A 25,352-nucleotide genomic window follows, 5' to 3' on the forward strand; every position below is an offset into this window, starting at 1 on the left:
AAGCACACGACCCTGTCGACCATGGTCCGCACCATCTCCATAGCCGCCATCCCCTCGTCGCCATGGCGGCGCATCCACTGGATCGCGCCGATCCACCCGGAGATGTGGGCCAGTTCGACGCCCAGCGGGTTCACGTCGATGCCCGGCACGGCCTCCGGCCCGATGGTATTCGGCCGTTGGTTTACTTTCAGGTCGAGTTTCAACTGGCGGAGGTAGCCGAAGCTCTCCAAGCCCTGCCCCGCGGCGGACGCCGCTGCCATGCCGATTTGTGCGCCAAAGCGGTTCGCATGCGAAAGGGCCTAAATTTCCGCGGGGTGCATTCGTCGTCTTTCAGGAATCCGGAAGGAGGCGGCGGTCGGCTGAGGTCGGTCGGCATCCGGCTGGAGCCCCGCCACGCCATCGACCGGCACGACCGGCACCGGCAGGAGCAGGACCGGCCCATGCGTCCGGCAGCCGTGGTGGTGTTTTTGGGATTCTCAACAGGGGACGACAATTCCATGACTCAGTTCAGCCTATCCGAAAAGCCCCTGGACCTTGCCGGGATCGGGTTCGGACCTTCCAACATCGGGCTGGCGATCGCCCTCGAAGAACAGTCGGAGCGTTCCGGACGGGCGCTGGACACGGTCTATTTCGACCGGCAGGCCTCCTACAGCTGGCATGGCGGCACACTGGTCCAGCAGAGCGACCTGCAGATCTCCTTCCTCAAGGATCTGGTGACCCTGCGCAATCCGCAGAGCCCCTACAGCTTCGTGAACTATCTGCACCGCAAGGAACGGCTGATCGATTTCATCAATATCGGCACCTTCTATCCCTGCCGGATGGAGTTCAACGACTATCTCCGCTGGGTTGCGTCCCACTTCTCCGATGCCTGCCGCTACGGCACAGAGGTGGTGCGCATCGAACCGGTCGTCAACAGGACCGGCGTCATCAGCATGCTGGATGTCGTCACCCGCGGCCCCGACGGTATCGAACGCGTGCGGCGAACCCGCTCGCTGGTGGTCGGCACCGGTGGAACGCCGCGCATCCCGGCGCTGTTCGCCGGGCTGAAGGACGATCGCCGCGTGTTCCACCATGCCGACTATGTGCAGCGGATCGCTGCCCAGCCCTGCGTCGCCGGAACGCCGATGCGGATCGCCCTGGTCGGTGGCGGGCAGAGTGCCGCCGAGGCCTTCATCGACCTCAACGACAGTTTCCCGTCGGTGCGGGCCGACATGATCCTGCGCTCGGCGGTCCTGCGTCCGGCCGACGACACGCCCTTCGTCAACGAGATCTTCGCGCCGGCCTATACGGATGTGATGTTCAACCTGCCAGAGGATGAACGGACGCAGCTGATCCGCGACTACCACAACACCAATTACTCGGTGGTCGACGCCGAACTGATCGACCGCATCTACGGCATCCTCTACCGCCAGAAGGTATCCGGCCTGCAGCGCCACGGTTTCCTGTGCCGGCGGCAGATCGAAGCGGTCACGTCAGACGGGTCCGGCATCGCGCTCACCCTGCGCGACCTGTCCAGCGGTGCCCTTGAGGAAATCCGCTATGACGCGGTGGTGCTGGCAACCGGCTACGAGCGCAACTCCCACCGCCGGCTGCTGGAGCCGCTGGGCGACCTGACGGGCGATCTGCGGGTCGGCCGCGATTATCGCGTCCGCACCGACCCCAAGCTGACGGCACCGGTCTTCATCCAGGGCTTCTGCGAGGAGACTCATGGGCTGAGTGACACGTTGCTGTCGGTCCTGCCGGTCCGGGCGGCGGAGATCGCCGCCGCCCTCTACCGCGATCTGGCGCCGGCCGACGGCCGGTCCCGTCGTCAGTCGGGGCCGACCGGGCTGGTCGCCGGCGCGTCGAACCGCTGATGGACGCGATGATGCGGTGCGGACGCGCCGGGCTGCGGCTGCTGTGCATCCTGTCCGCCGTCTGCGCGGCCGGGTCGGCAGCCGCCGCGGCGGACGATGCCGCGGCGAAGGCCGTCCCTCAGGCTGTCCATGCCTCCGCACGGGGCGCGGTGCTTGAGGTGGCGACGCTGGCGACCTACCGGCGGGATGCGATCGAGGCCGGGCTTGGATCGCGCGCCGCCTTCATCGGCCGGCCGCTCTGCGACGTTTCCCTGTCGCGGGTGACCTATGCCACCATCGGGGTGCATGGCGAACCGGCGACCGCTTCGGCCATGCTGCTGTTGCCCGGCGGTCCGGATTGCGGAGAGCCGCATGACTTGCTGGGCTGGGCACAGGGCACCCAGACACGGCGGGACGCCAGTCAGGCCGACGATACGCTGGCCGCGGGCGACAGCCCGCTGCTGACCTTCTACGCTGCCCGCGGCGTTTCGGTCGCCGCCACGGACTATCTCGGGCTCGGCCGCTCGGACTACCCGTTCCATCCCTACCTGCATGCGGAGAGCGAGGCGTCCGCCATCGTCGATGCGTTGCGCGCCGCGCGCAGCGTGGCGGGGGAGGCGCGGGTACCGCTGTCCGGGAAGGTGCTGCTGGCCGGCTATTCCCAGGGCGGGCATGCGTCGATGGCGGCCCAGCGCACCATCGAGCGCGACCATGTTGGCGAGTTCCACCTTGCCGGAACGGCACCGATGTCCGGTCCCTATGCGCTGGAGCAAACCTTCGTCGACGGCTGGTCGGCGACCGGGCCGGCGGGGCCGAACGGTCTGGCGACGGCGCTGTTCGCTTATGCCGTGGTGGCGATGCAGCGCGTCTACGGCAACATCTACGCCTCGCCCGCCGACGTGTTCCGGTCGCCCTTCGATGCCACGGTCGAGGAATTCATGCCGGGCCGCCTCGACATCTTCGATGTGCTTCGGCAGGGAATGCTGCCGCCGGGACCGGAGATCGCGCGGCTTCGCCAGGACGGCTTCACACGGTCCTTCGACGATCCGCAGGCTCCGTTCCGCCGCGCCCTCGCCGGCAACGACCTGCTGGACTGGACACCACGCGCGCCGATGGTCCTGTGCGGGGCCGGCCGGGATGCCGTGGTGCCCTTCGCCAACACCCTTGCCGCCAAACGGCTCTTCACCGCCCGCGGGGCGGCTGTCGAGCTCCTGGACATGGATGACCGCATCCCGGCCGAGGTGGATGGGGTGTCGGTCCACACCAGCGCCGCCGTCTATCTGTGCTTCGGGGCGACCCGCGACCGGCTGCTCGCCCTCGCCCGGTGACGGGACGGCGGCAGCGGGCGCCAAGAACTGGAAACCGCCACCATGACATCATCCCGTACCCTGCCTTTGCCGGATGGCCGCCGGCTGACCGCCGAGACCGGATCCGGCGGTCTGCGCCTGTCCATCGACGGCCGTCCGCTGCTGTCGGCCGCCTGCGAGCCGATCGAGGGCGGCCTCGTCCTTGTGCCCGACCTCTTCGGCGAACGTCCCGCTCCACTTCCCGCGGATGCCGCCTGGGCGATGGCCTGCTGGCTGTTCACCGGCGACCCGGCCTGCCGCCGTCTCGTCTGGCGCGGCATCGAGCCCGACCCAGCCTCGCTGCGGTCCGGCCTGCTGCTCGCCGATGGCGGAGGTGGCGCCATCAGCCGGCGCGACGCCTTCTGGCAACTGCCCGGCCTCTGGCTGCGCGGTCCGGGCACGACCAGCTATCCGGCCATAGCGCGGGGGGATGGCGCGCGGGGGGATGGAGTGCATCTCCACCGGCCGCCGAAGCCGGCCGGGGAGTTGTACCGCCGGTTCGATCCGGCGCTCGGCCTCTGGATTTCGCTGCGCAGCCTGGACATCGACGTCGATCTGGAGCGCTTCAACCGTTGGCAGAACACCCCCCGGGTCCTTGCCTTCTGGCAGGAGGGCGGCGACTTCCTGAGACACCGCGCCTATCTGGAGGGGTTGGCGGAGGACCCGCATGTCCAGACGGTGATCGGCTGCTTCGACGATGAACCCTTCGCCTATTTCGAGGCCTATTGGGCGAAAGAGGACCGTATCGCTCCCTTCTGCGCGCCGGGCGACCATGACCGCGGCATCCATATGCTGGTGGGGGAGGAGCATCACCGCGGACCGCACAAGGTACGGTCGTGGCTTTCGGCGCTGGTGCACTGGATGTTCCTCGACGATGCCCGCACCGGCCGCGTGGTGTCTGAGCCGCGGGCCGACAACGCCCGCATGATCGGGCACATGCAGTCGCTGGGGTTCCTGCGCGAACGGGAGTTCGACTTCCCGCACAAGCGCGCGGCGCTGATGACGCTCGACCGCCGTGACTTCTTCGAACGCTGCCCCGGCCTGTCGGAGCCGTCGACGACGGCCGCCGCGCACGAAAATTCGTACGTATGAAAGATTCTCCTTAATATTCGCCTACCCCCTTCGTCTTAGAGCCGGGAGACGGATTTCGCGAGAGAGCGGAGTCCGTCGGACAGAGCTTCAGTTGGGGGAACGGTGATGGAGAGTGAGGTTGGCGCGGCCGGATCGGCCGGTCGTCTGGCGACGGGCAAGCACGGGCGTTTGAAATCCTTCCTGCTGGCGACGACGATGGCCGGTCTGGCGCTGCTGGCGAACCAGCCGGCCGGTCTGGCGCAGCAGGCGACGAACGGCGGCCAGGCCGGCCAGGGCAGCGGGCAGGCCACCAGCGGAGAGGCCGCCACCGGCGCCGGCATTGTTCTCGACCCGATTTCCGTTCAGGGAGTCGTCGGTGGCACGGAGGGTTATGTCGCCACCCGCAGCGCCGTCGGCACCAAGGTCGAGACGCCGCTGGTCGAAATCCCCCAGACGATCTCCGTCGTGACCCGCAAGGAGCTGGACCAGCGCGCGGTGCAGGATTTCGCGGGTGCGGTCGCCTACTCGCCCGGCATCGCCGTGGTCGATTATCCGGGCGGCCCCGGCGCCCCTGATTTCTCGATGCGCGGCTTCCGCGACTTCAACCTGTTCGGCATCTACCGTGATGGCCTGCGTGCCGGTTTCAACAACTACGACACCAATTTCGAGCCCTACGGACTGGAGCGCGTGGACGTCGTGAAGGGCCCGTCGTCGGTCCTGTTCGGCCAGACCTCGCCCGGCGGCGTGGTGAATCTCACCACCAAGCGGCCGACCGACAAGCCGCTGCACGAGATCGAACTGCAAACCGGCAGCTATGACCGCCGCCAGGCCGCCTTCGATTTCGGCGGGCCGGTGGATGGCGACGGCAAAGTCCTGTACCGACTGACCGGCCTCGGCCGCCTGTCCGACACCCAGGTCGACCATGCGCCCGACGACCGCTTCTACATTGCGCCGGCCCTGACCTTCAAGCCGACCGACAAGACCAAGATGACCCTGCTCGGCAGCTATCAGAAGCTGAAGATGAGCGGGGCGGAACAGAGCATTCCCCGCGATGCGATGGGCCAGATCGGCACCGATCTCTTCTTCGGCATCCCCGGCTATTCCGACTGGAAGGTGCAGAACACCACCGTCGGCTACGAGCTGGAGCATGAGATCAGCTCGAACTGGACCTTCCACCAGAATGCCCGCTACATGCATTCAAAGGTCAACTTCGTCAGCGCCTTCAGCACCGCCTGGCCGGTGGAACTGGTGAACGGGCGCGATTATCCGGTCGGGGTGCAGGACCGTCCAAAGACGACCGAGACCTACCTGCTCGACAGCAACGTCCAGGGCAAGGTGCAGACCGGCGCTGTGTCGCACACCATCCTGGCCGGTGTCGACTACGGCTATTACATTGGGCGGGAGACGCGGCGCAACTCGTTGAACGAGCTGGTGATCGATGTTCTCAACCCGAGCTATCCGGGGACCGACTTCCTCTATGGAAACCCCTGGGTGGACGGCAAGAGCAACCTGAGCCAGATCGGCGCCTACCTCCAGGACCAACTGCGCTACGACAACTGGATCCTGACCCTCAGCGGCCGCCAGGATTGGGTGGTCGACAAGGAGACGGACAACCTGTCCAGCAGCTCCCAGACCGCGCGCGACCATCATTTCACCGGCCGTGTCGGTCTGGGCTATGTCTTCGACAACGGCATCGCGCCCTATGCCAGCTATGCGACCTCCTTCCAGCCGACCACCGGCACCTACGCGCCGCAGCGCGGCGGCGGCACCTTCAAGCCGACCACCGGCACCCAGTACGAGGTCGGCGTGAAGTACCAGCCAAACGGCTGGAACAGCTTCATCTCGGCGTCGCTCTATCACATCACCCAGCAGAATGTGGTCACCAACGACCCGGTCTACAGCGGCTTCGCGGTGCAGGACGGCGAGATCCGCAGCCGCGGCATCGAGCTAGAAGGCAAGATGGAGCTGACTGAGGAGTTCAGCCTGATCGCTTCCTACGCCTTCGTCGATGCCGAGATCACCAAGGACAATCCGGCCGTCGGTTCCAGCGCCAGCTCGGTCGGGCTGCGTCCGAAGGGCATCCCGCGCCACATGGCCTCGGCCTGGGGGGACTATACCTTCAAGTCCGGTCCGCTCACCGGCCTCGGCTTCGGCGTGGGCGCGCGCTATGTCGGCTCGTCCAAGAATGCCGGCAACACCGAGACCATCCCGGATTACACGCTGGCCGACGCCGCCGTCCGCTACGACCTGGGTGCCCTGCGGTCCGAATTGCAGGGGGCCAGCGTGGCGCTCAACGTCAGCAACCTGACCGACAAGAAGTATTACTCGGCGGGCTTCTATGACAACACGGTGCTGTACGGCAACCGCCGCCAGGTCCTGGCGACGCTGAAGTACAGCTGGTAAGGCGGGACCGTTGTCCCCGATGCCCAAGATGACCGGCGCCGTCGACCGGCGCCGGTTCCTCCAGGCCGCCGCCGCGCTGCCGCTCGGTCTTCTGGCTGGTGGCGCATGGTCGGCGGAGCCGGGGGTGGACGGTGGGGTCTGCGCGCTCGATTGGACGAGTGCACAGGCGCTGTTGTCGTTGGGCATCGTCCCGCATGGCTTGCCGGAGATCGACCGCTACCGCCGCTCCGTGATCGAGCCGGCGGTGCCGGACGGCGTTCCGGACATCGGTGCCAGGGCGGAGCCGAACCTGGAACTGCTCGACCGGCTGGCACCGGCACGCTTCGTCACCGATGGCATGCTGTCCGCCGTGCGTGGCCGGCTGGAGCGGATCGCTCCGCTGACACTCTATCAATCCTTCGACACGGGATCTGTCGACGGAGATCGGGGGAGCGGTCAGCTTGCCTTCGCCATCGCCTCCCTGCGCGGGCTGGCCGACGGCCTCGGCGTGCCGGATGCGGCGGACCGTGCGGCTGCCCGTCTCGACCACGCATTGGAGGAGGCGCGCGCCCGCCTGAGCGGGCGGGAGCGGCGTCCGCTCTATATTCTCAGCGTCCTTGACGGGCGCCGCGTCCTCATCCATGGACGCAACAGCCTTTACCAGGATCTCCTCGACCGGCTGGAGATCGAAAATGCCTGGACCGGTCCCAGCGGCCCCTACGGCCACGCCACCGTGACCATGGACCGGCTGACCGGCCGTCCCGATGCCGGACTGGTCAACATCGGCAGCGAGGGAAAGCGGGCGCTGGAGGCGCTGGCCGACCTGCCGCTGTTCGCCGGGCTGCCGTTCCTGCGCGAAGGCCGGGTCACCATCCTGCCGCCCATCCTGTTCTATGGCGGCGTCCCGACGGCGGAGCGTTTCGTCCGTCTGCTCGGCGAAAGGCTTCCGCAGCGCCATGGCTGACACCGCGATCCCGACCCCGTCCCGCCGGTTCGGTCCGGCCTGGCCGGTGACCGGCCTGTTCCTGCTGGCCGGACTGGCATCCTTTCTGGTGCTTGGCCGGCAACTGCCACCGGAGCTGTGGTGGAGGGCGCTCGTCGATCCCGATCCGGCGCGTCTCGACCAGCTTGCCGCCCACTATGTCCTGTTCCCGCGCTTCGCGGTCGCCCTGCTGGTCGGGGCGGCGCTGGGGCTTGCCGGCACCATCCTGCAGCAGGTTCTGCGCAACCCGTTGGCCGAACCCGCCACGCTCGGCATTTCCGCCGGCGCGCACCTGTCGCTCGCCGTCGCCACCCTCTGGATTCCCGAGGCGCTGGCGCTGGGCCGCGAATGGGTCGCGCTGGCCGGTGCCGGACTGTCGGCGGCGGCGCTGCTGGCGCTGTCCTGGCGCAAGGGGCTGTCGCCGGTCACCGTCGTGCTGGCCGGTCTCGTCCTCAGCCTCTATGCCGGATCGGTCAGCGGCGTGATGGTGCTGTTCAACCACGATCTGCTGATCGGCCTCTTCCTCTGGGGAGCCGGCTTCCTCGACCAGCAGGATTGGGGCATGGCCGCCTTTCTGGCGCCCCGGCTGGCGGTGCTGGCCGTCGCCGCGGCGCTGGTCCTGCGCCCGCTGGTCCTGCTCGGCCTGGGGGAGGGCGGGGCGCGCAGCCTGGGGCTGTCGGTTGTGGGCGCCCGTCTGGCCGGATTGCTGATCGCGGTGATGCTGACCGCCCTCACGGTCGCCGCCGTCGGCGTGGTCAGCTTCGTCGGGCTGGCCGCCCCGACCATCGTCGGCATGGCCGGCGCCCGCCGGCTGGGGCAACGGATGCTGTGGGCGCCGCTCTGCGGTGCCGCCCTGCTGTGGGCGACCGACGCCTTGGTGCTGATGGCGCCGATCACCTACCGCGAATTGCCGACCGGTGCCGTCACCGCGGTCCTGGGTGTGCCGATGCTGCTGTGGCTTCTGCCGCGGCTGCGGACCTCCGCACCGCCGGTCCTGTCCGCCGCCGCCCAGCCGCCGCGCGCCTCCCGCCCCGCCCTGGTGCTTGCCGGCGCTGCCCTGCTGCTGCCCCTGGCCCTGTGGATGGCGGTCGCCTTCGGTTCCGGTCCGGATGGCTGGGGCTGGAGTTCCGGCGACGATCTTGCCGCGCTGGGGCCCTGGCGGCTGCCGCGGGCGCTGGCGGCCCTGTCCGGCGGGGCCATGCTTGCGGTCGCGGGTGCCATGCTGCAACGGATGACCGGCAATCCGCTGGCGGCGCCGGAGATCCTCGGCGTGTCTTCCGGCGCGATCCTCGGCGTGATCGTGCTGATGTTCTCGGCGGACGCGCCGGAGCGTGGCGCGCAGATCGCGGCCGGCGGGGCGGGAGCGGTCGCGGTGCTGGCGGCGATGCTGGCGCTCGGCCGCAAGGACGGCTTCTCGCCCGACCGGCTGCTGCTGGCCGGAATCGCCACCAGCTCCATCTCCGGCGTCGTCGTCGCCGTCCTGATGGCCGGGCAGGATCCACGCCTGCAAACGCTCGTCACCTGGCTGTCCGGTTCGACCTACATGGTGGGGTGGACCGACGGGCTGGCGGCGGTTCTGCTGGCGATGCTCGCCATCGGCGCCATTCCCTTCGTCGCCCGCTGGCTCGACCTGCTGCCGCTCGGCGGCGGGGTGGCCGCCGCGCTGGGGGTCAGCCCGTCGCTCAGCCGGATCGCGCTGTTCAGCCTGTCGGCCCTGCTGACCGCGGCGGCGACGCTGATCGTCGGCCCGCTGAGCTTCGTCGGGCTGATGGGGCCGCATCTGGCCCGCATGCTCGGCCTGCAGCGGGCGGCTGCCCATCTCGCCGGTTCCGCCATGCTCGGCGGCCTGATCATGCTGATGGCCGACTGGCTCGGCCGCAGCGTGATCTTTCCCTATCAGGTGCCGGCCGGGCTGCTCGCCTCGGTGATCGGCGGACCCTTCCTTCTCTGGCTGCTGGGACGGCGATGATGCCCCGCTTCTCCTGCGATACCGCGATCCCTCACGACCGCCCCTCCGCTGCCGCGGACCGGCTGGTCGCCGCCGCCGAACCCTACGGCCTGACCTTCACCCGCGAGGGCGAAACCCTGGTGGCGAGCGGCCCATTCGGCCGGCTGGCTCTGACCGTCGGGGCCGACGTCCTCCATCTGCGGGCGGAGGCGGACGACCGCGGCCTTCTGGAGCGCCTGCGCGCTTCCGTCAGCGAGCAGTTGGTCGGTCTGCTGGGGGAGGATGTCGTCCTCGTCTGGAGCGGCGATGTGGAGACCGGGCCGCTCTTCGCCGACTTCCGCGAGATCCGCGTCGTCGCCGTCCGGGACCTGACGCCGCGCCTGCGCCGCGTCACCTTCCATGGCCGTGACCTTGGCCGCTTCGCCACGGCGGACAACCTGCACGTTCGGCTCTATCTGCCGCCGGCCGGATTGGAGACGCCGTCCTGGCCGCGCCCCGGCCCCGACGGACGGCCGCTCTGGCCCGAGCCGGACCGGCGTCCGGCGGTCCGCTACTACACCCTGCGACGCATCGATGCCGCTGCCGGCGAACTGGACATCGATTTCGTTCTCCATGCGGACGATACGCAGTCCGATGGCGGGCATCCCGGTGGTGCTCCCAATGGCGCTCCCAATGGCGCTCCCAATGGCGCTCCCAATGGCGCTCCCGGGGCCGACTTCGCCCGGCGGGCCCGGCCCGGCGACCTCTGCGGCATGTCCGGTCCCTGCGGGCTCGGCATCCGTCCGGCGGCCTGGTACCTGCTGGCCGGCGACGAAACGGCGCTTCCCGCCATCGCCCGCATCCTGGAGGAGCTGCCGGGCGACGCCCGCGGCATCGCCCTGATCGAGGTGGAGGACGCGGCGGACGAACTGCCGCTTCAGGCGCCCGCCGGTGTCTCCGTCCATTGGCTGCACCGCCGGGATGCCGGGGGTGCAGGGCCGTTGGTCGAGGCGGTGCGCGCCCTGACGTTGCCGTCCGGCCCGGCCGCGCCGTTCGCCTGGGTGGCCTGCGAGTTCGACGATCTCGCCGTCCTGCGCGACCATCTGCGTGGACGCGGCATCGACCGCGACCGCCTGCTGACCGTCGCCTACTGGCGGCGCACCCCGCCGGCCGCCTCATCAGACCGCAGGATTTCCGCATGACGTCTTCAGCCGCGTCCCCGACAGCGCCCCCATCTGCGTCCCCGACAGCGCCGATGTTCCGCATCGACGGGGTGAGCTTCGCCTTGCCCGGCCGCCTCCTGCTCGACATACCGTCCTGCGACCTGCTTCCCCGCCGGGTGACCGCACTGATCGGCCACAACGGCTCCGGCAAATCGACCCTGCTGAAGATCCTCGCCCGCCAGCAACGACCCAGCGGCGGCCGGGTGCTGTTCGACGGCCAGCCGCTGGACCGCTGGAAACAGCGAGCGCTCGCTCGCCGGATCGGTTACCTGCCGCAGCACATGCCGCCGGCCTCCGGGCTCCTGGTGCGGGAGCTGGTGGCGCTTGGCCGCTATCCCTGGCATGGCGCTCTTGGCGCCTTCCGGGCGGAGGATGCCCGCAAGGTGGAGGAGGCGCTGGTGCTGACCGACACGGCGCGGTTCGCCGGCCGTCTGGTGGACAGCCTGTCGGGCGGCGAGCGGCAGCGGGTCTGGCTGGCCATGCTGATCGCGCAGGATGCCGGCTGTCTGCTGTTGGACGAGCCGATCTCGGCGCTCGACGTCGCCCATCAGGTGGAGGTGCTGGCGCTGGTCCGCCGGCTGTCGCGCGAGCGCGGCGTCGGGGTGGTCACGGTGCTGCACGACGTGAACATGGCCGCACGCTTTTGCGACGACATCGTCGCTCTGCACGGCGGGCGTCTGATTGATCGCGGCACGCCGGCCGAGATCATGACCGCTGCCCGGCTGGGCGCCATCTACGGCCTGCCGATGGCGGTGATTCCCCATCCGGAGTCCGGGGAGCCCGTCGCGCTGGTCCGTTGATTGCCGCAGCAACCCTTGCATCGCTTGTTGCGAGGGGGTCGTTGCGAGGGAATCGCAAAATCCTCCTAACGATTCGCCGCGCTGCTTCGTCCATTAGGGCAGGAGGGCGCCGGGCGCGGACCGCATGAGCGGCCGGACCGGAATGCCGCCCCACTCCCGACAGTGAACGAGGACAGCGATGGCGTTCGACCGCGAGGACATCACCTTCAAGGTGCTGGTCAACCACGAGGAACAATATTCCATCTGGCCGGACTACAAGGCGGTTCCGGCCGGCTGGCGCGAGGCGGGCAAGAGCGGTCCCAAGGCCGACTGCCTCGCCTACGTCGAGCAGGTGTGGACCGACATGCGGCCGCTCAGCCTGCGCCGCCAGATGGACGAAGCCGCCGCGCGATGACGTCCGCGACCGCCCCCGTCTTCGGTCGCGCCGCACCACCGGCGATGCGGCTGTTCTGCCTTCCCTATTCCGGCGCCAGCGCGATGATCTATGCGCGCTGGAAACGCCTCGTGCCCTCCTGGCTGGAGGTTGTGCCGGTCGAATTGCCGGGCCGCGGCCGGCGGATGGACGAAGCCCCCAGGACCGACCTGACGGCGCTGGCCGCCGAACTGGCGGAAGAGCTGGCTCCGCAAGCGCAGGGCCCCTTCGCCCTGTTCGGGCACAGCCTGGGCGGTCTCCTCGCCTTCGAGCTGGCGCATGCCTTGCGCGGGCATGGGCGGGGGGAACCGCGGGCGCTGTTCGCGTCGGCTGCCGCCGCTCCCAGCCGGCGCGAGGACGGGCGTTGGGCCGAACCGCTGGACGATGACGGGTTGATCGCCGAGATGCGCCGCCTCAGCGGCACGGCCGAGGAGGTGTTCGGCAAACGCGACCTGCTGGAGATGGCCCTTCCGGTCCTGCGCGCCGACTTCCTGCTGTGCGGCCGCTACGCATACCGTCCCCGACCGCCGCTGGACTGCCCGATCCGGGTGTTCGGCGGCACGCAGGACGACATCGCCGCCGACCGGCTGCGGGCGTGGTCGGCGGAGACGCGCGGGGGCTTCACCCTGGAGATGTTCGACGGCGACCATTTCTTCCTGCGCGCCCACGAACGTCCGCTCCTCGACCGGCTGGCGGACGGCTTGAGTGTGATCGCCGCGACCGCCTGAATTCAAGAGGGTCCCATGGCCGAGCGTAGTTTCACGATCGAAGATTTTCCCCATGCGCGTGGCGGCCTGCCGCTGCTGGTGCGGGCGCGCGATCCGCAGGTGGATCTGCTCGACGCTTTCGCCGACCTGGAGCCGCTGGTGCGTGACTGGCTGCCGCGCTGCGCCGGCATTCTCTTCCGCGGCTTCGCGCTGGGTCCGGCCCCGGAATCCGCAGCGGACTCCGCAGCGAACACGGTAGAGCGTTTCCGCGCCTTCGCCGCCGCCTTCGGCCATCCGCTGCTGAGCTACGAGTTCGGCTCGACCCCGCGGACCAACGTGACGTCGGGCGTCTACACCTCCACCGAATATCCGGCCGACCAGCACATTCCCCTGCACAACGAGCAGGCCTACACCCGCGACTGGCCGATGCGCATCTGGTTCTGCTGCGTCCAGGCGGCGCCGGTCGGCGGCGAGACGCCGATCGCCGACAGCCGGGCGATCCACCGCCGGATTCCCGCCGACATCCGCGAGCGGTTCGAACGGCGCGGCCTGATGTATGTCCGCAACTACGGCAACGGGCTGGACGTGCCGTGGCAGAAGGTCTTCAACACGGAGGACCGCGCGACGGTGGAGGCTTATTGCCGCGACCACCGCATCCTCTGCGACTGGAAGGAGGATGGCGAACTGCGCACGCGCCAGATCTGCCAGGCGACCGCCCGCCATCCGGTGACCGGGGAGGCGGTGTGGTTCAACCAGGCCCATCTCTTCCACGTCTCCAACCTTCCGGAGGAGGCGCGCACGGCGTTGCTCGACATCCTCGACGAGGAGGATTTGCCGCGCAACGTCTACCACGCCGACGGCGGTCCCATCGATCCGGCCGACCTTGCCGCCATCCGCGCGGTCCTGGCCGAGGAAACGGTGCTGTTCCCATGGCAGACCGGGGACGTGATGATGCTCGACAACATGCTGGCCGCCCATGCCCGCACGCCCTTCAGCGGGCCGCGCAAGGTCGTGGTCGCCATGGCCGAACCCCATTCCGCCGACTGACCGCTCCCGGCTGGCGTTTCCGCCGGCCTTGCCGACCTCGTGACCGTTTCGCCCCATGGCTTGGCCGGGGGCGTGCCCTTCTGCCTGCACAGGTGATCCTATGGACAACCGTTCCGATGCCGCCTCCCTTTCGACGGTCTCAGCCGGGCGCAAGCCCGCCGGGACGTCGGCCGAGACGCTGGTCGGCACACTGGTCGGGCGGGCCGCGGAGACGCCCGGCGGCATCGCCCTGCGCTTCATCGCCGAGGGGACGGACGATCCGCTCAGCTATGCGGACCTCGACCGGCGGGCCCGGGCCATCGCCGTCCGTCTGCGCGCGCGGGCCGGACTGGGCGACCGCGCCGTCCTGCTGTTGCCGAGCGGCCCGGACTATGTCGCGGCTTTCTTCGGCTGCCTCTATGCCGGCGTCATCGCCGTGCCGGCCTATCCGCCTGAATCGGTGAGGCCGCAGCATCTGGCCCGGCTCCAGGGCATCCTGGCCGATGCGCAGCCACGCATCATCCTGACGGATTCGGTCCTGTACGACACGCTGCTGGAGGCTTGCCGGGCCATGACGGGCGGTGACCGGATGCCCGAAATTCTAGCCGTGGACAGGGTGGACGGCGGGCGTGCCGACGACTGGTCGATCCCGCCGCTGTCCGGCGACGATATCGCCTTCCTGCAATACACCTCCGGCTCGACCTCCGCGCCCAAGGGGGTGCGGGTGAGCCACGGCAACCTGATCGCCAACGAGCGGCTGATCCGCGGCGGTTTCGGCATCGGGCCCGACGACTGCATCGTCAGCTGGCTGCCGCTGTTCCATGACATGGGCCTGATCGGCGGCCTGCTGCAACCGATCCACGCCGGCATTCCCTGTGTACTGATGTCGCCGCGCTATTTCCTGGAACGGCCGCGGCGCTGGCTGGAGGCGATCGGCCGCTATGGCGGCACCATCAGCGGCGGGCCGGATTTCGCCTTCCGCCTGTGCTGCGAGCGCATCGCCGACACCGCGCTGGATGGGCTGGACCTGCGGTCCTGGCGCCTTGCCTTCTCCGGGTCCGAACCGATCCGTCCCGACACGCTGGCCCGTTTCGCCGAGCGCTTCGCTCCCGTGGGTTTCGACCGCCGGTCCTACTTCGCCTGCTACGGGCTGGCCGAGGCGACGCTGTTCGTCACCGGCGGCCGGCGCGGGCAGGGCATCACCCTGGCGCCGTTCGACGGAGCGGCATTGGCCGCCAACCGGGCCTTGCCTCCGGGTGACGACGCGTCGGCGACCGTGCTGGCCGGCTGCGGCCACGTGCAGCCCGATCATCCCCTGCGGCTGGTCGATCCGGCCAGCGGCTCGGAGGTCGGCGAGGGGACGGTCGGCGAGATCTGGGCCGGCGGACCCAGCATCGCCGACGGCTATTGGCGCAACGCGGAGGCGACGGCCCGCAGCTTCGTCGAGCGCGACGGCACGGTCTGGCTGCGCACCGGCGACCTGGGTTTCATGAAGGAGGACGAGCTGTTCGTCACCGGCCGGCTCAAGGACATGCTGATCGTGCGCGGCCAGAACGTCTATCCGCAGGATCTGGAGCGCAGCGTCGAGGAGGAGGTGGAGGTCGTCCGCAAGGGGCGGGTTGCCGCCTTCGCCGTCGAGCAGGATGGCCGTGAGGGGATCGGCATCGCCGCCGAGATCGGCCGGACGGTGCTGAAGCTGGTGACGCCGGAGGCACTGTGCGGTGCCATCGCCGCCGCGGTGGCCGATTCCTGCCAGGAGGCGCCGGTGCTGGTCGCCCTGCTGGAGCCGGGCGCCCTGCCCAAGACCTCAAGCGGCAAGCTTCAGCGCTCCGCCTGCCGGTCCCTGCTCGACGCGGGTGAACTGCCGGCTTTCCACGTCCAGCGCCGGGGAGCGCCCGTCGCCGCCGCCGAGACCGCCGCCCGCGCCCTGACAAAGCGCGAGAGCGTGGTGGCCGCCGTCTGGGCGGAGGTGCTGAACGTCGCCGTCACCGATGCCGGCGCCCATTTCTTCGCGCTGGGCGGCAATTCGGTGTCGGTGGTGCAGGTGGTCGCCCGGCTGCGCGAACGGTGCGGACTGGCGGCCGACGTCGCCGACCTGTTCCGTCATCCCACCCTGTCGGACTTCGCCGCCCGGCTGTCCGAGGCGGGTCCCGCGACGATCCAGGCGATGGCTCCCCAGAGGGGCGGGGAGGAGCGCATCGCCGAACCGTCGGCGGCCCAGGCCCGCATGTGGTTCAACTGGAAACTCGACCCGCGGGACTGCGGCTACACCATTTCCGGGCGGGTCCAGCTGCGCGGGCCGCTGCGCCGCGATGCCGTCCAGACTGCGGTGGACCTGCTGGCCGGGCGGCACGAGAGCCTGCGCACCGTCTTCCGTGAGGAGGCCGGCCGCCCGGTGCAGGTGATCCGCCCGGCCGGGACGCTGCCTGTCAAGGTCCGTCTCGCCGATCTCTCCGGCGGCGCCGACCGGGACGGTGCGCTGCGCCGCCTGCTGGAGGAGGAGGTCCGCGCCCCCTTCGATCTGGTGGAAGGCCCGCTGATGCGGGTGCAATTGATCGCCTGTGCCGACGACGATCATCATCTGCAGGTCAGCCTGCATCACGCCATCGCCGACGGCTGGTCGATGACTGTCCTGCTCGACGAGTTCGGCGAGGCCTATGCCGCCTGCTGTGGCGGCAGGGCACCCGAGTTGCCGGCGCTGACCGTCCAGTATGCCGACGTCGCCCAATGGCAGCGCGACCTGCTGGAGTCGGGTGAGGGCGCCCGCCAGCTTGCCTATTGGGCTGGCCGGCTGGGCGACCGCCATCCGGTGCTGGACCTGCCCGCCGACCGACCGCGTTCCGCCGGTGGCAGCCAGCGCGGGGCGGCGGTCCATTGCGCCATCGACGACGGGCTCGCCACGGCCTTGCGTGGGCTGGCGCGGCGGATGGGGGTGACGCTGCCGACACTGCTGCTCGCCAGCTACACGGCTCTGCTGCACCGCTATTCCGGCCAGGACGACATCCGTGTCGGCTGCACGCTGGCCAACCGGCGTAGTGTGGACAGCGAAAGGCTGATCGGCTTCTTTGTCAACATGGCGGTGCTGTGCGCCGACCTGTCGGACGATCCGACCTTCGACGCGCTGCTTCGCCGTGTCGGCGAGGCGGCACTCGACGCTCAGGCCAACCAGGATCTGCCCTTCGACCGGCTGGTCGAGGAACTGCAACCCCAGCGGGACCTTGCCCATCATCCGCTGTTCCAGGCCGCCTACGACCATCAGTGGCAGCGGCTGGACGGCTTCGACCGGTTGCCGGGCCTGCGGGTGGAGGCCGTCGAGCATCTCCAGCTCGCGACGCAGTTCGACCTGATCCTGCACACCACCGAGCAGGCCGGTCCGGGCGGAGCCGGTCCTCTCGGCGCCTTCTTCACCTACAGTCTCGACCTGTTCGAGCCGGAAAGCGTGGAGCGGATGGCGCGGCACTGGCTGACCCTGCTTCGCGGCATCATCGCCGATCCGGCGCTGCCGGTCAGCCGTCTGCCGCTGATGGACGAGGCGGAGACGGCGGCGCTGGTCGCCGGCTGGAACGATCCCGCCCGCAACCTTGCCCGCCTGCCGGCACCGCTCCCGGCCGATGCCCCCGGCCTTCATGCCCGCATCGTGGCCCATGCGCACCGGCACCCCGACGCCCCGGCCGTGACCTGCGATGGCCGGACCCTGAGCTATGGCGAGCTCGACCGCAGCAGCGACCGGCTGGCGTGGCAGCTGCGCTCGCTCGGCGTCGGGCCTGACCGGCTGGTCGGGCTGGCGGCCGACCGTTCCTTCGACCTGATCGTCGGCATGCTCGGCATCCTGAAGGCGGGCGGCGGCTATCTGCCGCTCGACCCCTCGTATCCCGCCGACCGGCTGCTTTACATGCAGGCCGACAGCGGCATCGGGCTGGTCGTCACCCAGACCCATCTGCGCGATGCGCTGCCGCTTGCCGATGGCGTGCGGGCGATCTGCGTCGGCGAGGAGCCCGACGCGCCGGACGGGCCGCCGCCGGATGGTCCGCCGCCCGACCTGGGCCGGGCCGGATCGCTCGCCTACTGCATCTACACCTCTGGATCGACCGGCCAGCCGAAGGGCGTGGCGATCACCCATGCCAATTTGCTGCGGCTGTTCGAGTCCTGTCCGGCGGACCTGCGCTTCGACGGGCGCGACGTCTGGGCGCTGTTCCACTCCTATGCCTTCGACTTCTCGGTCTGGGAAATCTTCGGTGCCCTGCTGCATGGCGGGCGGCTGGTGGTGGTGCCCTACTACACCAGCCGGTCGCCGGCCGACTGCTTCGCCCTGCTGCGGGACGAGGGAGTGACCGTCCTCAACCAGACGCCGTCCGCCTTCCGGCAGCTGGTGCCGGTGGCGCTGGCGGCGCCGCGCGATGCCCTGTCGCTCCGGCTGGTGGTGTTCGGTGGCGAAGCGCTGGAGATGGAGAGCCTGCGCGGCTGGTTCGAGCGTTTCGGCGACAGCCGTCCGCGGCTGGTCAACATGTACGGCATCACCGAGACCACCGTCCATGTCACCCACCGGCTGCTGACCATGGCCGACCTGCCGGAATCCGGCGAGGTGGCGGGCCAGCCGGAGGCCGGCGCCCCGGTCGGCATGCCGCTCGGCGACCTGCGCTGGTACTTCCTCGACCGGCATTTCCAGCCGGTCCCGCCCGGCGTGGCGGGTGAGATCCATGTCGGCGGAGCCGGGCTCGCGCGGGCCTATCTGAACCGACCCGGCCTGACCGCCGGGCGCTTCGTCGCCGATCCCTTCGGCGCGTCCTTCGGCGATCCGGGGGAACGCCTGTACCGCAGCGGCGATCTGGCGCGCTATTGGCCGGATGGCCGGGTTGAGTATCTCGGCCGCGCCGACCAGCAGATCAAGTTGCGCGGCTTCCGCATCGAACCGGGCGAGATCGAGGCGGCGGTCCGCCGCCAACCCGCCGTCGCCGATGCCGCCGTGCTGCTGCGCGGCGACGGTGCCGACCGCCGGCTCGTCGCCTATGCCGTCGCCGACGAGGAGGCGCTGCGCGACCGGCCCGAGGAGCAGCGGGGCGATCTGGTCGGGCAGTGGAGCACGGTGTTCGACGGCACCTATTCGCGCGCGGACGCGGCGGCGGGGCCGGGCTTCACCGGCTGGAACGACAGCTACGACGACCGGCCGATCCCCGAGCCGCAGATGCGGGAGTGGCTGGATGCCACCGTCGCGCGCATCCTGGCCTTGAAGCCGCAAAGGCTGCTGGAGATCGGCTGCGGCGTCGGTCTGCTGACTCAGGCGGTGGCGCCGCACTGCGCCGTCTATCACGGGACCGACTTTTCGGCACAGGCCATCGCCGATCTCGGTGCCTGGGCGGCGGGAAGGCCGGAGCTGGCCCATATCCGGCTCAGCCGGCGCGAGGCCACCGATTTCGGCGGGATCGGCGAGAGCGGAATGGAGGAGGGTGGCTACGACACCGTTGTCATCAACTCCGTCGCCCAGTATTTCCCCGACGGCGACTATCTGCTGCGCGTCCTGGAGGGGGCGGTGCGGGCCCTGCGGCCGGGCGGGCGCATCGTCCTGGGTGACCTGCGACCGCTGCATCTCCAACCGCTGTTCCATGCGTCGGTGGCGCTCTGGCGGGCGGAAGCGCAGGCGAGCCCAGCCCAGTTGCGTGCCCGCGTCGCCCGCGCCATGGCCGAGGATGGCGAGCTGCTGTTCGCTCCCGGCTTCTTCCAGGCGCTACGCGGCCGGATTCCAGAGATCGGCCGCATCGACCTTGATCTGCGTTGCGGCCACGCCGACAACGAGTTGACCCGCTACCGCTTCGACGCGGTCCTGCATGTCGGTGGGGAGGACCTGCGTCCGGCCGGCGGCTGGCGCGAGGCCGGGGAGGAGCTGACCCGTCTCGACCGCCTGCTGGCGGAGGAGCGGCCCGCCGGCCTGCGGATCGCCGGGATCGCCAACCGCCGGCTCGCCCGCGACCTTGCCGCCTGGACGGCGATGTCCGGCGCCTCCTCGCCAGCGGCGGGGGCATTGCGGGAACGGATCGACCGGCTGGATCCCGCCGGTGCCGATCCCGACGCCTACCGGGCGCTTGCCGAGGCGCACGGCTACCGGGCCCGCGTCGGCTGGAATGTCGGTCCGGACGGTGCCGGCAATGCGGAAGGCCGTTTCGACGTGGAAATCTTCGATCCGGCCCGGCTGGAGCGTCACCCCATCGGGCCGGAACCGGCAGTTCGCGATGGATGGCGCGCCCAGTGCAGTGATCCGCTGCTCGCCCGGCAGCGGCGCCAGTTCGCGCCGCGTCTGCTGTCCGCCCTGCGCGGCAGCCTGCCGGCGCATATGGTGCCCTCCCAGATGCTGCGCGTCGACCGGCTGCCGCTGACCGTCAACGGCAAGCTGGACCGCGACCGGCTGGCCGACCACGACCAGCCCATGCAGGTGACGGCGGCCGCCCATGTCCCGCCGGAAAGCCCGGTGGAGCAGGCGCTGGCCGCCATCTGGGCCGAGGTGCTGGGCGTCACCCGCGTCGGCCTGGACGACGACTTCTTCGAGCTGGGGGGCCATTCGCTGCTGGCGACCCAGGTGGCCTCGCGCATCGCCGCCGATCTGGGGGTGACGCTGGATATCCGCACCCTGTTCGAGGCGACCGGCCTGCGCGGCCTCGCCCGGCGGGTGGAGGAGCGGCGCGCCGCCACCGAGCCCGCCGCCGCATCCGCCATCGAAGACGAACTGGCCGCCGCGCTGAAGGCCATCGAAGGCCTGTCGGAGGCCGAACTAAACGCGCTCGCGGATGCCGCCACGGATTCCGCCCGTATCGGCAGTGCCGAAACAGACAGTGCAAACACGGGGATCGCCCGATGACCAGCAGCCCGTCCACTCCCTCCCTGCCGTCCTCGCTCGACGGTCTGTCGCGCAGCCAGCGCCGGGCGCTCGCCGCCGTTCTGGCTGCCAAAGGCATCGACATCCATACCCGGTTCCCGATCCCCCACGCGGACCGTTCGCAGCCGCTGCCGCTCTCCTATGCGCAGCAGCGGCTGTGGTTCCTCTGGCGGATGGATCCCGGCGGGGCGGCCTACAATATTCCCGGCGCCATCCGGGTGACCGGCCCGCTCGACCCCGCCCTGCTGGAGGCGGCCTTCGCCCATCTGACCGACCGGCACGAGGCGCTGCGCACCAGCTTCGCCGAGCGCGACGGCCAACCCGTCCAAATCATCCACCCCCGGATGGCCCCGATGCTCGCCAGCATCGACCTTTCGGCGCTTTCCCCCGCCGACCGCGAGGCGCGCGCACGGGATCTGGCGCGCACGGAAGCTTTGGCACCCTTCGATCTCGGCAACGGTCCGCTGATGCGCCTGACGCTGGTGCGACTGGCGGCGGAGGATCATCTGCTGCTGGTCACCCTGCACCACATCGTCGCCGATGGCTGGTCGGTGGAGCGCTTCCTGGCGGAATTCGCCCGCAGCTACGACGCCCTGCGGGCCGGCCGGCAGCCGGACCTGCCGTCGCTGCCGATCCAATATGCCGATTACGCGCAGTGGCAGCGCGACTGGCTGGAAGCCGGGGAGCGCGACAGGCAGCTCGCCTACTGGCGCGACCGGCTCGGCACCGATCATCCGGTGCTGCCGCTGCCGCTCGACCGGCCCCGGCCGGCGGTGCTGGGCGCCCATGGCGGCACGGTGGCCTTCCGGCTCGGCACGCAGCGCAGCCGCGACCTGAAGGCGCTGGCCCAGGCCCGCGGCGTGACCCCCTTCGTCCTGCTGCTGGCCACCTTCAAGCTGCTGCTGATGCGTCACAGCGGTGAGACCGACCTGCGGGTCGGCGTGCCCTTCGCCAACCGCAATCGCATCGAGACGGAAGGGGTGGTCGGCTTCTTCGTCAACACCCTGGTTCTGCGCAGCCGGTTGGACAGCCGCGAGAGCTTCGGCGCCCTGCTGGCCCGGCTGCGCGATACCGCGCTGGAGGCCCAGGCCCATCAGGATCTTCCCTTCGAGCAGCTGGTCGAGGCGCTCCAGCCCGAACGCAGCCTGAGCCACAACCCGCTGTTCCAGGTGAAGTTCAACTACGGCTTCGACACCTCCACCCTGCCGGCACCGGTGGGGCTGCGACTGGCGCCCGAGCCCAACGAGTTCCTGGGCGCCCATTTCGACCTGGCACTGGATATCGCCGACGCTCCGGACGAGTTGCACGGTTCGATGACCTATGCCCGCGACCTGTTCGAAGCCGCCAGCGTCGAGGGGTTGGTCACCGACTATTGCGGTCTGCTGGACGCTGTCCTGCGCCAGCCCGACGCCCCGCTGTGGCGCCTGCGCCCTTCGGGTTCGGCACCGGCCGGCGAAAGCGGCAGCTGGCGCGATCCGGCGCCGGGCGTTCTGGAACTGTGGAACGCCCGTGTCGAAGCCGATCCGGAGGCCGTCGCGGTGTGCGGCGGCGACCGGACGCTCACCGTCCGTGCGCTGGACGGGTTGGCGAACCGGCTGGCGAATGCCCTGCGCGAAGCCGGGATCGGGCCAGGCGACCGGGTCCTGTTGTGCTTCGAGCGATCCTGCGGCCTGATCGCCGCACTGCTCGGCGTCATGAAGGCCGGCGCCGCCTATGTGCCGCTCGATCCCTCCCAGCCGGCGGAGCGGTTGCGCCGTCTCGCCCTGTCGAGCGGCGCCCGCTGCGCCGTGGCGGCGGGAGCGACGCTGGCCGCAGCCGCGGCCACCGGGCTGTCCTGCCTCGACCTCGACGGTCCGCGTATCGCATCCCAGCCGGATGGCTTCGATGGCCCGGTCCCGGCCGGGGGGCTTCCGGCCTATGTCATCTACACCTCCGGCTCCACCGGCGAACCCAAGGGCGTCGTCGTCAGCCATGGTGCGCTCGGCAGCTATCTGCGCGGCGTTCTGGAGCGGCTGGCCGTGCCGAAGGGCACCTCGATGGCCATGGTCTCGACCGTTGCCGCCGACCTTGGGCATACGGTGCTGTTCGGCGCGCTCTGCCATGGCGGCGCTCTGCATCTGGCCGACGACGCCACCGCGCGCGATCCCGACCGCTTCGCCGCCTGGATGGCGGGCTGCGCCGCCGGGGTGCTGAAGATCGTGCCCAGCCATCTGCGCGGCCTGCTTCACGCCGCCAGCACCGCCGACGTGCTGCCGCGGGACCTGCTGGTCCTGGGCGGCGAGGCCTGCGACGGCGGGCTGGTGGAGCAGTTGCGGCGGCTGCGGCCGGGCCTGCGCGTGCTCAACCATTATGGCCCGACCGAGACGACGGTCGGCGTGCTCACCCACGAGGTTCCTGCTGCGGTCCCCGCCGTCATTCCTCTCGGCTCCCCCCTGGCCAACGTCCGTGCCTGCGTGCTCGACCCGGATCTTGAGCCGGTGCTCGCCGGAGCCGTCGGCGAGCTTTATGTCGGTGGCGACAGCCTGGCCGATGGCTATCTCGGCCAGCCGGCGCTGACGGCGGCCCGCTTCATTCCCGATCCGCAACCGCGCCGGCCGGGCGACCGGCTCTACCGCACCGGCGACCGGATCCGCCTGCGCCGGGACGGGCTGCTGGAGTTCGTCGGACGCCTCGACGATCAGGTGAAGATCCGCGGCCATCGCGTCGAGCCGGGAGAAGTCGCCCGCGTCCTCAAATCCCTGCCCGGATTGGCGGACGTGCTGGTGACCGCCGGCACCGCTGCTCATGGCCCGGCGGCCGGGCAACTGATCGCCTACTGCGTGCCGTCCACCGGCGAGCCCGATATCGCGGCCCTGCGCCTGTCCGCTGCCGGTCTGCTCCCGGATCATATGGTTCCGGCACATTGGCTGGTGCTGGACCATCTGCCGCTGACCGCCAACGGCAAGCCGGACCGCAAGGCGCTGCCGGTTCCGGCTGCCGCCGAACCGGCATCGCAAACGGCGATGACGGAGACGGAACAACGCCTCGCCCGGATCTGGGCCGAGGTGCTGAAGCGCGAGACGGTGGACGTCGGTGCCAGCTTCTTCGCCATGGGCGGGGATTCGATCCTCAGCCTCCAGCTGATCGCCCGCGCCCGCAAGCAGGGGCTGAAATTCACCCCGAAGCAGCTGTTCGAGGCCCAGAGCATCCGCGCGCTCGCCGCTCTGCTGGACGCCCGGCCGCTGGGAAACGCTCCGGTCCTGTCGCTGGTCCCGGTCCCAGCCCCGGCATCGGCGGCGGAGCCACAGGCCGGACCGGAGGCTGCGGCGATTCCCACCGTACCGCGCGGCGATGGTCTGCCCTTGTCCTCCACCCAGCGCCGCCTGTGGTTCCTGTGGCGCCTCGACCCAGCCAGCACAGCCTATACCATCGCCACGGCGCTCCGCCTGCGCGGCCGGCTCGACCCCGAAAGCCTGCGGCGGGCCTTCGCGCTGGTGTCCGGGCGGCACGAAACCCTGCGCACCCGCTTCGTCGAACGGGGCGGCGAACCCCGGCAGGTCGTCGAAGCCGATGCCGCCGTCGACTGGACGGTCGAGACGCTGGAGGATGCCGGTCTGCTGGATGGCCGGCTGCGCGGCGAGGCAGCCCGCCCCTTCGACCTGGAACGGGGGCCGTTGCTGCGCCTTCGCCTGTTCCGTCTGCCGGACGGGCCCGGCGGGAACGAGCACGTGCTTTCGCTGGCGATGCATCACATCATCTCCGACGGCTGGTCGATGAACGTCCTGGTGGACGAGGTTGCCCGTGCCTATGCGCTGTTGTCGGCCGGTCTGCCGGCTGCATTGCCGCCGCTGCCGCTCCAGTATGCGGACTATGCCGCATGGCAGGAGCGCTGGATGGAGTCGGCCGAGGCGCGTCGGCAGCTCGACCATTGGCAGGGGCGCCTGGGGGGCGAGCAGCCGGCGCTCGACCTTCCGGCCGACCGTCCGCGCCCGCCGATGCAGAGCCATCGCGGTGCGGCGGTGGAGTTCCGGCTGGACGCCTCGCTGGTCGCCGGGATGGCTGCCGTCGGGCGGGAGCAGGGGGCGAGCCTGTTCATGGTCCTGCTCGCCGCCTTCGCCGCCCTGCTGCTCCGGCACAGCGGTCAGCGGGACCTGCGCATCGGCGTGCCGACCGCCAACCGCGGCCGGGTCGAGCTGGAGGGGCTGATCGGCTTCTTCGCCAACACCCAGGTCCTGCGCATCGAACCCGATGGGCGTCTGCCCTTCGACCGCTTCCTGGCGCGGGTGCGCGACGAGGTTTTGGCGGCCCAGGCCAACCAGGAACTGCCGTTCGACGCCCTGGTGGAGGCCTTGCAGCCCGACCGCAGCCTCGACCGCAACCCGCTGTTCCAGGTGATGGCCAGCCACAGCCGTCCGCGCTCCGACGCTCTGCGCCGCCTGCCCGGCCTGGACATCGCCGAGCATCCGCGGCTGCACCACGCCGCCCAGTTCGACCTGTCGCTGCACAGCGAGGAGCAGGCCGACGGTTCGCTGCGCGCCACCCTGATCTATGCCACCGACCTGTTCGAAGAGGACACGGTCCAGCGATTCCGCAGCCATTTGGAACGGATCCTCCACGGGGTGGCGCAGGCGCCCACGGTCACGCTCGGCTATCTGCCGATCCTCGACGCCGCCGACTGGCCGGAGGTGCTGCCCAGCCCCAGCCATCCGGCCGGCCCTCTGGTGCCGGATCTGATCGCGGAGCAGGCCCGTCTGCATGGCGGGTGCCCTGCGGTGAGCTTCGGCGGGCGGACGCTGA

At 70.3% G+C, this 25,352-nt stretch carries 13 protein-coding genes and 1 pseudogene; 13 read left to right on the forward strand and 1 reads right to left on the reverse strand.

Annotated features, from left to right (window positions below; all coding sequences use genetic code 11):
• Positions 1-230, reverse strand: a pseudogene (locus TSH64_RS35860) (hypothetical protein); the annotation flags it as partial.
• 267 nt (positions 231-497) lie between these two features.
• On the opposite strand from TSH64_RS35860, the gene TSH64_RS14700 reads away from it, so the two are divergent.
• From TSH64_RS14700 to TSH64_RS35865, 13 genes are all read left to right on the forward strand, one after another.
• Positions 498-1,856, forward strand: a complete 1,359-nt coding sequence (locus TSH64_RS14700) for a SidA/IucD/PvdA family monooxygenase (protein WP_109452672.1) — start codon at positions 498-500, stop codon at positions 1,854-1,856.
• Positions 1,856-3,163, forward strand: coding sequence for a lipase family protein (locus tag TSH64_RS14705; protein ID WP_109445943.1), 1,308 nt, complete (start codon positions 1,856-1,858; stop codon positions 3,161-3,163). The genes TSH64_RS14700 and TSH64_RS14705 overlap by 1 nt, the downstream gene beginning before the upstream one ends.
• A 42-nt stretch (positions 3,164-3,205) precedes the next feature.
• The gene (locus TSH64_RS14710; RefSeq protein ID WP_109445945.1) at positions 3,206-4,273 is read left to right on the forward strand and encodes a GNAT family N-acetyltransferase; all 1,068 of its coding nucleotides are present in this window, start codon (positions 3,206-3,208) and stop codon (positions 4,271-4,273) included.
• 105 nt (positions 4,274-4,378) lie between these two features.
• Entirely contained in the window at positions 4,379-6,655 is a 2,277-nt protein-coding gene (locus TSH64_RS14715) for a TonB-dependent siderophore receptor (RefSeq protein WP_109445947.1), read from the forward strand.
• Between the two features lie 19 nt (positions 6,656-6,674).
• Positions 6,675-7,598 (forward strand): ABC transporter substrate-binding protein, encoded by a 924-nt coding sequence (locus tag TSH64_RS14720; protein ID WP_109445949.1) that lies wholly within the window; start codon positions 6,675-6,677, stop codon positions 7,596-7,598.
• Positions 7,591-9,585, forward strand: coding sequence for a Fe(3+)-hydroxamate ABC transporter permease FhuB (gene fhuB, locus TSH64_RS14725; RefSeq protein ID WP_109445951.1), 1,995 nt, complete (start codon positions 7,591-7,593; stop codon positions 9,583-9,585). The genes TSH64_RS14720 and fhuB overlap by 8 nt, the downstream gene beginning before the upstream one ends.
• The gene (locus tag TSH64_RS14730) at positions 9,582-10,745 is read left to right on the forward strand and encodes a siderophore-interacting protein (RefSeq protein ID WP_247872941.1); all 1,164 of its coding nucleotides are present in this window, start codon (positions 9,582-9,584) and stop codon (positions 10,743-10,745) included. The genes fhuB and TSH64_RS14730 overlap by 4 nt, the downstream gene beginning before the upstream one ends.
• Before the next feature lie 53 nt (positions 10,746-10,798).
• A complete protein-coding gene (locus TSH64_RS14735; RefSeq protein ID WP_247872942.1) occupies positions 10,799-11,566 on the forward strand; it encodes an ATP-binding cassette domain-containing protein in 768 nt (255 codons plus the stop codon).
• Between the two features lie 178 nt (positions 11,567-11,744).
• Positions 11,745-11,960: an MbtH family protein gene (locus tag TSH64_RS14740; protein WP_098735105.1), complete on the forward strand. Its 216-nt coding sequence runs from the start codon at positions 11,745-11,747 to the stop codon at positions 11,958-11,960.
• Entirely contained in the window at positions 11,957-12,706 is a 750-nt protein-coding gene (locus TSH64_RS14745; RefSeq protein ID WP_199237560.1) for an alpha/beta fold hydrolase, read from the forward strand. Before TSH64_RS14740 ends, TSH64_RS14745 begins: the two co-directional genes overlap by 4 nt.
• 15 nt (positions 12,707-12,721) lie before the next feature.
• The gene (locus tag TSH64_RS14750; RefSeq protein WP_109445957.1) at positions 12,722-13,732 is read left to right on the forward strand and encodes a TauD/TfdA family dioxygenase; all 1,011 of its coding nucleotides are present in this window, start codon (positions 12,722-12,724) and stop codon (positions 13,730-13,732) included.
• 100 nt (positions 13,733-13,832) lie between these two features.
• Positions 13,833-20,558, forward strand: coding sequence for a non-ribosomal peptide synthetase (locus TSH64_RS14755; RefSeq protein WP_158285373.1), 6,726 nt, complete (start codon positions 13,833-13,835; stop codon positions 20,556-20,558).
• A partial coding sequence (locus TSH64_RS35865; RefSeq protein ID WP_199237561.1) for a non-ribosomal peptide synthetase occupies positions 20,555-25,352 on the forward strand: 4,798 nt, incomplete at its 3' end. The genes TSH64_RS14755 and TSH64_RS35865, both read left to right, overlap by 4 nt.

The sequence above is a fragment of the Azospirillum sp. TSH64 genome (assembly GCF_003116035.1).
In the GTDB taxonomy this organism is placed as follows: domain Bacteria; phylum Pseudomonadota; class Alphaproteobacteria; order Azospirillales; family Azospirillaceae; genus Azospirillum.